11 protein-coding genes are annotated in these 10,987 nt (G+C 70.3%); 3 read left to right on the top strand and 8 right to left on the bottom strand.

The genetic code is table 11. The features are described from left to right. Positions 1–141: 141 nt before the first annotated feature. The 6 genes from ehuA to AOM46_RS00495 form a co-directional block, all read right to left on the bottom strand. Entirely contained in the window at positions 142–963 is an 822-nt protein-coding gene (ehuA, locus tag AOM46_RS00470; protein ID WP_062203898.1) for an ectoine/hydroxyectoine ABC transporter ATP-binding protein EhuA, read from the bottom strand. Continuing rightward, a complete protein-coding gene (ehuD, locus tag AOM46_RS00475; protein WP_062203901.1) occupies positions 947–1,600 on the bottom strand; it encodes an ectoine/hydroxyectoine ABC transporter permease subunit EhuD in 654 nt (217 codons plus the stop codon). The genes ehuA and ehuD overlap by 17 nt, the downstream gene beginning before the upstream one ends. Further along, entirely contained in the window at positions 1,597–2,343 is a 747-nt protein-coding gene (ehuC, locus tag AOM46_RS00480) for an ectoine/hydroxyectoine ABC transporter permease subunit EhuC (protein WP_062203904.1), read from the bottom strand. The genes ehuD and ehuC overlap by 4 nt, the downstream gene beginning before the upstream one ends. Next, positions 2,343–3,254: an ectoine/hydroxyectoine ABC transporter substrate-binding protein EhuB gene (gene ehuB, locus AOM46_RS00485; protein WP_062203908.1), complete on the bottom strand. Its 912-nt coding sequence runs from the start codon at positions 3,252–3,254 to the stop codon at positions 2,343–2,345. The genes ehuC and ehuB overlap by 1 nt, the downstream gene beginning before the upstream one ends. A 61-nt stretch (positions 3,255–3,315) precedes the next feature. After that, on the bottom strand, positions 3,316–4,536 hold the full coding sequence (gene nhaA, locus AOM46_RS00490) for a Na+/H+ antiporter NhaA (protein ID WP_062203910.1): 1,221 nt from the start codon (positions 4,534–4,536) through the stop codon (positions 3,316–3,318). Positions 4,537–4,631: 95 nt separating this feature from the next. After that, on the bottom strand, positions 4,632–5,120 hold the full coding sequence (locus AOM46_RS00495; protein WP_062203914.1) for a MarR family winged helix-turn-helix transcriptional regulator: 489 nt from the start codon (positions 5,118–5,120) through the stop codon (positions 4,632–4,634). Between the two features lie 53 nt (positions 5,121–5,173). On the opposite strand from AOM46_RS00495, the gene AOM46_RS00500 reads away from it, so the two are divergent. Further along, the gene (locus AOM46_RS00500; protein WP_062203917.1) at positions 5,174–5,563 is read left to right on the top strand and encodes a hypothetical protein; all 390 of its coding nucleotides are present in this window, start codon (positions 5,174–5,176) and stop codon (positions 5,561–5,563) included. Positions 5,564–5,581: 18 nt separating this feature from the next. On the opposite strand, the gene AOM46_RS00505 is transcribed toward AOM46_RS00500, so the two are convergent. Beyond that, on the bottom strand, positions 5,582–6,322 hold the full coding sequence (locus AOM46_RS00505) for a TrkA family potassium uptake protein (protein WP_078856345.1): 741 nt from the start codon (positions 6,320–6,322) through the stop codon (positions 5,582–5,584). 29 nt (positions 6,323–6,351) lie between these two features. After that, on the bottom strand, positions 6,352–7,722 hold the full coding sequence (locus tag AOM46_RS00510; RefSeq protein ID WP_234313572.1) for a TrkH family potassium uptake protein: 1,371 nt from the start codon (positions 7,720–7,722) through the stop codon (positions 6,352–6,354). A gap of 214 nt (positions 7,723–7,936) precedes the next feature. On the opposite strand from AOM46_RS00510, the gene AOM46_RS00515 reads away from it, so the two are divergent. Both AOM46_RS00515 and AOM46_RS00520 read left to right on the top strand, forming a co-directional pair. Beyond that, positions 7,937–8,617, top strand: a complete 681-nt coding sequence (locus tag AOM46_RS00515) for a hypothetical protein (protein WP_067225791.1) — start codon at positions 7,937–7,939, stop codon at positions 8,615–8,617. A gap of 273 nt (positions 8,618–8,890) precedes the next feature. Next, complete coding sequence (locus AOM46_RS00520; protein ID WP_062203922.1) at positions 8,891–10,939, top strand: SPFH domain-containing protein; 2,049 nt, start codon at positions 8,891–8,893, stop codon at positions 10,937–10,939. Positions 10,940–10,987 lie beyond the last annotated feature (48 nt).

Below are 10,987 nucleotides of genomic sequence, written 5' to 3' on the forward strand. Positions count from 1 at the left end.
GTCCTCCTGCCAGCGTTCATGGGATCACGCATGTGCGCCAAACGTCTCCCAGCGTAGCGAGAACGACCCCGGCGGCGCGCCCTGTTCACCAGGAACGGCGCCCCACCGGGGTCGGTCGTCACGGCCGGGGACCGGCCCCGGTCACAGCACCGTGGACAGGAACTCCTTGGTGCGGTCGTGCTCCGGCTCGCTGAAGATCTTGTCCGGGGATCCGGACTCCACGATCTTCCCCCGGTCGAACATCAGCACCGAGTCCGAGATGTCCCTCGCGAAGGACATCTCATGGGTGACCACCAGCATGGTGATGTCGGTGCTGACCGCGATGTCACGCAGCACGTCCAGCACACCGGCGACGAGTTCCGGGTCCAGCGCGGAGGTGACCTCGTCCAGCAACAGCACCTGGGGGCGCATCGCCAGGGCCCTGGCGATGGCGACCCGCTGCTGCTGGCCGCCGGAGAGCTGGCTCGGGTACTTGTCCAGCTGCTCGGAGAGCCCGACCAGCTCGATCAGTTGCTTGGCGCGCTGCTCCGCCTCGTCCTTGGAGAGCCCCAGGACATGCACCGGGGCCTCCATCACATTGCGCAGCACCCGCATGTTGGGGAAGAGGTTGAAGTGCTGGAAGACCATGCCGATCTTCTTGCGCACCTCCCGCACATGCCCCTCGGACGGCTTGACCAGCCTGCCGTTCCGCTCCTGGTGGGTCAGATAGTCGCCGTCCACCTTGATGGTGCCCTCTTCGGGCGTGAGCAGGGTCATCAGCAGCCGCAGGATGGTGGTCTTACCCGATCCGGAGGGGCCGATGAGGGTGACGTGCTTCCCGGTGTCCACCGAGAAGTCCAGCTGGTCCAGGACCGTCACGTCGCCGAACCGCTTGGTGACCTTGTCGAACCGCACCAGCTCGCTACCGGTGGCGCGGCTGCCGTTGGTGGTTTCGTTTCTCGGGGTTTCAGCTGGTGAGGGCAAGACGACGCTCCAGAACTCGGATCAGCAGAGAGGCCGGGTAGGCGATGACGAGGAAGGCGATGCCCACGATCGTGTAGGCCTCGGTGGTGAAGGTGGTGTTGCTGAAGTTCTCGGCCTCTCCGAGCATTTCCATCGCCCCGATGACCGCGATCATGGGGGAGTCCTTCAGCATCGCGATGACATAGTTGCCCAGCGCCGGCACCACACGGCGGATGGCCTGCGGCAGGATCACCGCGAGCCAGGTGCGGGAGCGCGGCAGGCTGAGCGCCGTGGCCGCCTCCCACTGGCCGACCGGCACGCCGCCGATCCCCGCCCGGTAGACCTCGGCGGTGTAGGTCGAGTAGTGCAGGCCGAGGCCGATGATGCCGGTGGTGAGCGCCGACATCGAGGGGCCCCACTCGGGCACCACGTAGTAGAGGAAGAACAGCTGCACCAGCAGCGGGGTGTTCCGGATGAACTCGGTCAGCGCGGTCACCGGCCAGCGCACCCAGGCGAACGGCGCGCGCTGGGCCATCGCCCAGACCAGGCCGAGGCCGAAGGCGATCAGCGAGCCGAGCACCAGCGCCTGCAGGGTGACCGCGAGCCCGTCCCAGAAGACGGGCATGAAGTCACTGACAACGTCCCAGTCCCAGTTCACTTGGCCGCACCTCCCGTGGTGAGCGCGCCCGAGCCCTCACCGGCGCTCTCCCGCAGGGAGAGCTTGGCCAGCAGCCCGCGACGGGGCTCGGGCCGGCCGACGTTGGCCTTGGCGTGCCGCTCCAGGACGCGCATGCCGCGGGTCATCACAAACGCCAGCGCGAAGTACAGCACCAGCAGCAGGGTGTAGACGGGGGCGCTCTCGTTGCTGCCGAGGCGCACCAGGTTGCCCGCGTAGGTCATGTCGGCGACGGTGATGGTGGAGACCAGCGCCGTGCCCTTCAGCAGCTCGATCAGCAGGTTGTTGAACGGCGGCACGATCTCGGGCCACGCCTGTGGGATCTCGATCCGTCGCAGTCGTTGCATCCGGGTGAAGCTCAACGCGATCCCCGCCTCGCGTTGCCCTTCCGGCACGGCGGCCAGCGCGCCGCGCACCACCTCGGATCCGTACGCGCCATAGGTGAGGCCCAGGGCCAGCACGCCCGCGTACATCGGCGCGAACTGCCACTGGAACAGCAGCGGCACCGAGAAGACCAGCCAGAACATCAACACCAGCGACGACATGCCGCGGAAGATCTCGAAATAGACGCCGGCGACAAACCGTACGATCCACAGCCGGGAGGTGCGCAGGGTGCCGACGGCGAACGCGACCACCAGGGCCAGGGCCGCGCTGTAGAGGGTCACCTGGACCGTGATCCAGATGCCCGGCAGAAAGTAGTTGTTGAACATCCCCTCGGTCATCATCAGCAAAGCTCCTCAGCGGTGAGCTCGGTCATCTCCGCCTCGGTGAACCCGAAGGGCGCGACGATCTCCAGCAGCTCCCCGCTCTCCTTGATCTTGTGCAACTCCTCGTTGAAGGCGTTGCGCAGGTTCTGTTCGGAGAGCCGGAACGCGAAGGCGCCGGCGCCGTAGGCCGGCTCGCCGTTGACGATCGGCACGAACGCCTCGGTCGCCTCGACCCGGCTGTTGCCCTCGACCACGCCCATGACCGTGACATTGGTCCCGGCGAACGCGTCGGCGCGCCCCTGGACGACGGCGTCGAGCCCCGCCACCTGGTCGGGCAGGATCAGCAGCTTGCCGTTGGGCACGCCGGCGGCCAGCGCGTAGTCGATCTCCGCGTAGGCCTGGCCGGTGGCCAGGGTGAGGCCCTGCTCGGCGATGTCCTCGTATTTGGTGATGCCGTTGGGATTGCCGGCCGGCACGATGAAGGAGTCCGGCATCTGGTAGTCGGGATCGGAGAAAAGGACCTGGGCGCATCGCTCAGGGTTGATGTACATGCCGGCGGAGACCACGTCGAAGGTCCTGGCCTTGAGCCCGGGGATCAGCGCGCTGAAGTCGACCGGCACCGGTTCGACGTTGTCGACGCCCAGCCGTTTGAAAAGGACCTTGGCGATCTCCGGGGCCTCGCCCGTGGGCTCGCCGTCGTCGTTGATATAGCCGAAGGGGGGCTCGTTGGCGATGCCGACCTTCACGGTGCCCTTGTCGCGCAGCCGCTCCAGCAGATCACCCCCCTCCACCTTGCCCTCGGCGGGGACCCGGCTGCAGCCGGCCGCCGCCAGGCCGCCGAAGACGGCGGCGCCGGCCAGCAGCGATCGACGGCTGAGGCCGGCTCGCCGGTGTCTGTCGCTCGGAAACTCTCTCTCTGGTGGAGCCATGGCCGCGCGGCTACCCAGACTCATCGCATCTATGCGGGGCTCTCCGTGTGATGGGTCTCGTTTAGGTCACGGCGGAGTGGGACGGCGAGGCCGCCTCCCGCAGCCGGGCCCGACCGCGCAGCGTGAGCACGACGGAGGCGCAGCCGGCGGCCAGCAGCGAGGCCAACAGCACGGCCACCTTGGCGTGTTCCTCCACCGTCGGGTCGTCGGCGAAGGCCAGCTCGGTGATCAGCAGCGAGACGGTGAACCCGACGCCGGCCAGCAGCGCCAGGCCGGCGATGTCCGGCCAGCGCAGCGTCGGGGCGAGCCGGGCGCGGGTGAACCGGACCAGCAGCCAGCTCGCGCCGAAGATGCCCAGCAGCTTGCCGAGGAAGAGGCCGGCGACCACCCCGGCCGCCTCCGGCTCGCCGGCCAGCTTGCCGACGGTGCCGGGCGAGACGGAGACCCCGGCGGCGAAGAGCGCGAAGACCGGCACGGCGATGCCGGCCGAGAACGGCTGCGCCAGCTGCCCGACGCGTTCCGCCGGCGCCTCGGCCTCGCCGTCCCCCGGGGTCGCCCGCAGCAGCATGCCGAGCGCCACACCGGCGACGGTGGCGTGCACCCCGCTGTGGTAGGTCAGCACCCAGACGGCCAGGGCCAGCGGAACGTACCAGTACCAGCCGCGCACGCCGCGCCCGTGCAGCAGCCGGAAGAGCGCCAGGCCCGCCGCCGCGCCCAGCAGCGCCAGCGGGTCGAGGCCCGAGGTGAAGAAGACCGCGATCACGAGGATCGCGATCAGGTCGTCGACGATCGCCAGGGTCAGCAGAAAGGTGCGCAGCGCGCTCGGCAGATGGCGGCCGACGACGGCCAGCACGCCGAGCGCGAACGCGATGTCGGTGGCCATCGGCACCGCCCAGCCGTCGGGCGCCCCGCCCCGGGGCACGGCGACCACCAGATAGACCAGCGCCGGGGTGACCATGCCGCCGATCGCCGCCACCACCGGCAGCGCGGCAGCCGCCGGGCGGCGCAGCTCGCCGACGGTCAGCTCGCGCTTCAGCTCGGTGCCGGCGACAAAGAAGAAGACCGCCAGCAGCCCGTCCGAGGCCCAGTGCCCGACGGAGAGGTCGAGGCCGAGGAACGGGATCCCCAGATGGTGGTCGCGCAGCTCCGTGTAGCCGTCGCCCAGCGGCGAGTTGGCCAGCAGCAGCGCCAGCGCGGCGGCGGTCAGCAGCAGCAGCCCGCCGGTGACCTCAAGCCGGAGCAGTTCGGCGAGGGAGCGACGGCGGCGGGTGGGGTGTGACATGGCGGGGCCTCTCGGTCCTTCGGGCGGGCAGGGCGAACACCTCGCCGACCAGACTTCCCGGCACACCGCCGCCCACCGTACCCGCTGCCGAGCGGCTATTCCTCGGTCCCCTCGCTGAGCGCCGCCTCATAGGCGGTGAACGCCCTTACCACGGCAGCGCGTTCGGCAGGTTGGAGCGGCGCGAGCGCGGTGCGCCAGGCGCGGGCGCCGGGGGAGAGCCAGCGTTCCAGCACCGGACGTTTGGCCTCGGGGACGCTGACGATGCGCCGCCGCCGGTCCCGTTCGTCCTCGCGCCGGTCCAGCACGCCCTTTCTGCTCAGCTCGCCGACCAGCAGGCTCGCGGTGGTCGGCGCCACCTCAAGGCGGTCGGCCAGCTCCCTGACCGTCATCGGGCCGTCGAGCAGCAGGAAGGACAGCAGCGACAGATGGCGCGGGGCGAGCGCCATCTCCCGTAGTTCCTCGGGCACTTCCATGCGTTTGATCCGGCCGACGGCCCGGGGCAGGACCAGCAGCAGGGTGCGGATGGCGGCGTCGAGATCACCGCCGTCCGCCGGATCGGACTGGACGGGGGGCGCAGCGGCCATTATGTTTGCTTCCAAATCTATTTTGTCTCCAGTAACAGCAGCAGGAGTGAAGTATGCCGCACTGCACCGTCACCCTCGCCGAGGAACTTCTGGACGGCACCGCCGAGCAGCGGCTCGTCGACACCCTCACCGACGCCGTGGTCTCCGTCTACGGCGACTGGGCCCGACCGCTGGTGGTCATCTCCTTCCAGGCCGTCCCCACCGCGCGGTTCGCGGTCGGCGGCCGGCTCGGCGCCGCGCCGGCCCCCGCGGTCCGGCTCGAAAGCCGCGCCGGGATCTATGAGTTGGTGCCGGACGCCGCGCCCCGGCTGGCGGCCGGTCTCACCGACGCCGTCGTCGCCGCGCTCGGCGAACGGTTCCGCCCGGATATCGCCGTCACCCTGGTCGGGGTGGCGGACGACCGCTCGGCGGTCGGCGGCACGCTCTTCGCCGACCAGTCCTGAGGAGCCTCCCGTCGAGGCTCAGGTCATATCGGCGAAGGTCTCCACATCGCCGGTGCGCCCGGTCACCACGATCACATCGCCCGGTTCGATCACCGTCTCGGCCGTCGCGTGGGTGAACTGCCGGCCGGGCCGTTTGACGCCGACGACGGTGACGCCATAGCGCCTCCTGACCCCGCTCTCGCCCAGCGGCATCCCCGTCGTCCTCTCCGGCGCGACCGTCTTGACCAGGGCGTAGTCGTCGTCGAACTCGATGAAGTTGAGCATCCGGCCGGTCACCAGATGGGCGACCCGCTCGCCCATCTCGTGTTCCGGCAGGATCACATGGTGGGCGCCCAACCGCTCCAGGATCTTGCCGTGTTGGCGGCTGATCGCCTTGGCCCAGATATTGGGCACGCCCTCCTCCAGCAGATTGGAGGTGACCAGGATGCTCGCCTCCACATGGGTGCCGATGGCGACCACCGCGCGGCTGAAGTCGCGCACCCCGAGCTGGCGCAGCACCTCCTCGTCGGTGGCGTCGGCCTGTACCGCGTGGGTGAGGACGTCGCGGTGCTGACGCACCAGCCGTTCGTCGGCGTCGATGCCCAGCACCTCCCAGCCCCGGCGCATCAGCTCCTCGGCCAGCGAGGTGCCGAAGCGCCCCAGGCCGATGACGGCGATCCGCTGCTCCTCCCTGGTCGGGCGGCCGGTCCGGTGCTCGGGCTCGTCGGGTCCTGTGTGCTTGCCGCGCCTGCGGCGCAGTGCGTGCAGATGGCTGCTCATGGGGCTCCAAGGTCATGCCGATGGTTCGGTCAACCGATGATCGGCCGTTCGGCGGGGAGGCGGTACCGCTGGGGCCTGACCCGCAGGGCCAGCGCGGAGACCAGGGTGATGGGGCCGATCCGGCCGACGAACATCAGCGCGATGATGATCAGTTGGCAGCTCGCCGGGCTCTCCCCGACCAGCCCCGAGTGCAGCCCCACGGTGCCGAAGGCCGAGACCGTCTCGAAGATCACCAGCTCGGCCCTGGCCTCCAGCGTCGCCATCAGCGCGATGGCGGAGACCGTCACCAGGACCGCGCTCAGCAGCGTCACGGTCAGCGCCTGCCGCACCACCTCGGGGGTGAGCCGGCGGCCGAAGAGCTGGGCCTCCCGTTGACCGTTCACCTCGGCGAGCACGGCGGCGCCGAGCACCGCGACCGTGGTCACCTTGATGCCGCCGGCGGTGCCCGCGCTGCCGCCGCCGACGAACATCAGCAGCGTGGTGCCCAGCAGCGTCTCGGGCTCCATCGCCGCGATGTCCGTGGTGTTGAACCCGGCGGTGCGCGCGACCGTCGAGTGGAAGAACGCGTTGAGCAGCTTGCCGCCGACGCTGAACGGGCCGAACGTCTCGGCGTTGGACCACTCGAAGGCCAGGGTCAGCGCGATCCCGGCGACCAGCAGCAGCGCGCTGGTGGCCAGGGTGAGGCGAAGATGGAGCGACCAGCGGTGGAAGCCCCTGGTGCGGCGGGTGGAACGGGCCCGCAACAGCTCGATGATCACCGGGAAGCCGAGGCCGCCCAGCAGCGCGGCCAGCGCGATGGGCAGCAGGGTCCAGGGATCGTGGGCGAAGTGGGTGAGATTGCCGGGGTAGGGGCTGAGGCCGGCGTTGTTGAACGCCGAGATCGCGTGGAAGACGCCGTGGTAAAGCGCCTCGCCCAGGGGTTCGTGGTAGCCGATGGCGAGCCGCGCGGTGAGCAGCAGCGCGGTCACCGCCTCCACGGTGACGGTGATCAGCGCGACGCGGCGCAGCAGCCGGCGGATGTCGCCGCTGCCGGCGCTGGTGTCGGTGTCCAGGCTGAGGGCGGTGCGCAGCCGCAGCTTTCCGGCCACCACCAGGGCCAGCAGCGAGGCCAGCGTCATGATGCCGAAGCCGCCGATCTGGACCAGGGCGAGCACCACCGCGTCCCCGAAGCCGCTCCAGTAGCTGCCGGTGTCCACCAGCAGCAGCCCGGTCACACAGATGCCGGAGGTCGCGGTGAACAGCGCCGTCAGCAGGCTGGGGGACTCGCCGTGCGCGGAGGCCACGGGCAGCTTCAGCAGGATGGTGCCCAGCACGATGGCCAGGGCCATGGCCAGCACCACGAGCCGCGCGGGGTGGGTTCTCGCGAGGAGACGACGCAGGCGGGTCGCGAGGTGCGCCACGGGCATCCCCGTTTCTGCTCGCCGACGGAAAGCTTGGTTTGCCTGGGTTGGCGTCGCCGTGGGAGGGGCACGGCTGACAGCGAGTCAGCATAGCCAGTGCGCGGGGCTTTTGACCGTTTCTGGGGCGGTTCGCCGGAGTGCGATGCGGAAGTGTACTGGCGCGGACGGGTGTTAAGGATGTATTAATATGGTCAAGTGACCTCGGGGGGGTGACATGGGCGACTTCTTTTCCACCGCGTTGGAATTTCCCGCTGTCGTCTTCTCCATCCCCCTGGCCGTGGTGTTGCTCTACTGGCTGTTCGCCCTGGCCTTCGGCGTGGGCGCCGGCGCGGTGGACGCCGACGCGCCCGTCGACGCGGGTTCGGCCGGCGGCTTCGGCTGGTTCGGTCTCGGCGGGGTTCCGCTCGCCGTCTCGCTGTCGCTGCTGGTCGCGCTGGCCTGGTTCGTCTCCATGGCGGGCACGGAGCTGATCGACGACGGAGTCGTTCGGGCGTTCGTGCCGCCGGTCGCGCTGTTCGTCGGCTGGGCCGGCAGCTGGCTGGCCGTCCGGCCGCTGCGTCGGCTGTTCGTGGCGGAGAGCGGGATCTACCACCAGGACTTCGTCGGCCGGGTGTGCGAGGTGCGCACCAGCCGGGTCACCGGCGGCTTCGGCCAGGCCGAGGTGGCCGCCGACGACGGCGGCACCGCGATCATCCAGGTACGGGCCGAGGGCCCGGAGGCGGCTGAGTTGGCCGCCGGGCACCGGGCGATGATCTACGGCTACGAGGCCGACGGCGGGTTCTTCTGGGTGGCGCCCTATGACGCCGGTCCGTTGGCGCTCGACGCCGCGGACGTGCCCATCGAGGATCCCGATCCGGACGAACCGGGGCCCGGACGAAACCGGGCACGGGGCTGACGGCGTCCTCGTCTTCGGTCGGACGTTCCACGCTCCATCACCTCGATCTCGCACCACACCACTTGTCACAGCCGTCACACCCCGCCGGCCGGCACGACGCGGACCAGCTCCGCGAACACGATCCACGCCGGCCGCGCGACCGGGCGTCAGGCGTCCGCGCGACGGCACAGCTCACCACCGGGCGCTCCGCACCGTCGCGACCCACCGCGAACGGGGCGCCGCCGTGCGGGCCTCGCCGCCCGCCGAACTGAACACACAAGGGGGGCCAACCTCATGGACACTCTCGGGACCAGCCTTGGCGTGCTGATCGCCGCGATCCTGATCATCGTTCTGGCCACGTTGTTCCTGCTCACCCGGCTCTTCCGCAAGGTGGAACAGGGCAAGGCGCTGATCGTCTCCAAGGTGCGCAAGGTGGATGTCACCTTCACCGGGGCCGTGGTGCTGCCGGTGCTGCACCGGGCGGAGGTCATGGACATCTCCGTGAAGGCCATCGAGATCGGCCGGACCGGCCACGAGGGCCTGATCTGCCAGGACAACATCCGCGCCGACATCCGCATCTCGTTCTTCGTGCGGGTCAACAAGACGGTGTCGGACGTGATCAAGGTGGCCCAGGCCATCGGCACCGAGCGGGCCAGCGACCGGTCCACGCTGCAGGAGCTGTTCAACGCGAAGTTCTCCGAGGCGCTGAAGACCGTCGGCAAGCAGCTGGACTTCGCCGACCTCTACACCAAGCGCGACGAGTTCCGCGACCGCATCATCGCCGTCATCGGCACCGACCTCAACGGCTACAGCCTGGAGGACGCGGCGATCGACTACCTGGAGCAGACCCCGCTCGGTCAGCTCGACAAGAACAACATCCTGGACGCCCAGGGCATCCGGAAGATCACCGAACTCACCGCCGCCCAGCATGTGTTGACCAACGAGTTCCGGCGCAACGAGGAGAAGGAGATCACCCGCCAGAACGTGGACGCCAAGGAGGCCGTCCTGGAGCTGGAGCGCCGGCAGGCCGACGCGGAGATCAAGCAGCGCCGCGAGATCGAGACCGTGCGGGCCCGCGAGGAGGCCGAGACCGCCAAGGTCCAGGCCGAGGAGCGGCTGCGCGCCCAGGCCGCGCACCTGAAGACCGACGAGGTCCTCGGGGTGCAGAACGAGAACCGCGAGCGCGAGGTCGCCGTCGCCCGGCTCAACCGCGACCGGGTGGTGGCCATCGAGAACGAGCGGATCGAGAAGGACCGCATGCTGGAGGTCATCGCCCGCGACCGGGAGACCGGCCTCAACCGGATCGCCGCCGACAAGGAACTGGAGGGCGAGAAGCGGGACATCGCCGATGTGATCCGGGAGCGGATCGCCGTCGAGAAGACCGTCGCCCAGCAGGAGGAGGACATCAAGCGGCTGCGCGCGGTCGAGGAGGCCGAGCGGCAGCGGCAGGCCGTCATCATCGCCGCCGAGGCGGAGGCCCAGGAGCGGCTGGTCAAGGACATCAAGGCCGCCGAGGCCGCCGAGACGGCCGCCGTGCACCGCGCCAACGAGACCCTGACCATCGCCGAGGCCCAGCGCAAGGCCGCCGAGTTGGAGGCGCAGGCCGCGATCCGGCTGGCCGAGGGCAAGCGCGCCGAGGCCGCCGCGCCCGGCATGGCCGAGGCCGAGGTGCAGGAGCGGATGGCTCAGGCCATCGCCGCGACCAAGCGGGCCGAGGCGGACGCCGCCCGGGAGATGGGCCTGGCCGAGGCCGAGGCGCTGCGCGAGAAGATGGGCGCCGAGGCGACCGGCATCAAGGAGAAGGCCGAGTCGATGGCCGTGCTGGACGCGGCCAGCCGGGAGCACGAGGAGTACCGACTGCGCCTGGAGGCCGACAAGGACGTCAGGCTCGCCGGCATCGACGTGCAGCGGCAGATCGCCGAGTCCCAGGCCGCGCTGGTCGGCGCCGGCCTGGAGAACGCGAAGATCGACATCGTCGGCGGCGACACCGTGTTCTTCGAGAAGCTGGTCGGCGCCATCTCGGCCGGCAAGAGCCTGGACGGCTTCATCGACCGCTCCGAGCACGCGCAGGCCCTGGCCGGCCCGTGGCTGGACAAGGAGAACTCCACCTTCACCGAGGACATCGGCCGGATGGTCGGCGGCCTGGGCGCCGGCGGACTGCGGGACCTGACGCTGGCCGGGCTGCTCAGCGGCCTGATCGCCAAGGGCGGCGACGCCGGCGGCCAGTTGGGCGGCCTGCTGGAGACGCTGCGGGCCCAGGGCCTCGGCGACACCCGCGTCGCCGAACTGGCCGGCGCCAACGGCAGGTTGGTCAAGGGCGACGGACCCCGCCTGGAGAAGTAGGGGGACGGCGCCCCCGCCCTCCCCCGGCCCGGATGCCGGGGGAGGGCG

It is taken from the genome of Streptomyces sp. NBRC 109706, assembly GCF_000974485.1.
Classification (GTDB): Bacteria; Actinomycetota; Actinomycetes; order Streptomycetales; family Streptomycetaceae; genus Streptomyces.

Coding starts and splice junctions, on each gene's coding strand:
- ehuC (WP_062203904.1), bottom strand. CDS start 2,343: ATGATGACCGAGGGGATGTTCAACAACTACTTTCTGCCGGGCATCTGG.
- ehuB (WP_062203908.1), bottom strand. CDS start 3,254: ATGGCTCCACCAGAGAGAGAGTTTCCGAGCGACAGACACCGGCGAGCC.
- nhaA (WP_062203910.1), bottom strand. CDS start 4,536: ATGTCACACCCCACCCGCCGCCGTCGCTCCCTCGCCGAACTGCTCCGG.
- AOM46_RS00495 (WP_062203914.1), bottom strand. CDS start 5,120: ATGGCCGCTGCGCCCCCCGTCCAGTCCGATCCGGCGGACGGCGGTGAT.
- AOM46_RS00500 (WP_062203917.1), top strand. CDS start 5,174: ATGCCGCACTGCACCGTCACCCTCGCCGAGGAACTTCTGGACGGCACC.
- AOM46_RS00505 (WP_078856345.1), bottom strand. CDS start 6,322: ATGAGCAGCCATCTGCACGCACTGCGCCGCAGGCGCGGCAAGCACACA.
- AOM46_RS00515 (WP_067225791.1), top strand. CDS start 7,937: ATGGGCGACTTCTTTTCCACCGCGTTGGAATTTCCCGCTGTCGTCTTC.
- AOM46_RS00520 (WP_062203922.1), top strand. CDS start 8,891: ATGGACACTCTCGGGACCAGCCTTGGCGTGCTGATCGCCGCGATCCTG.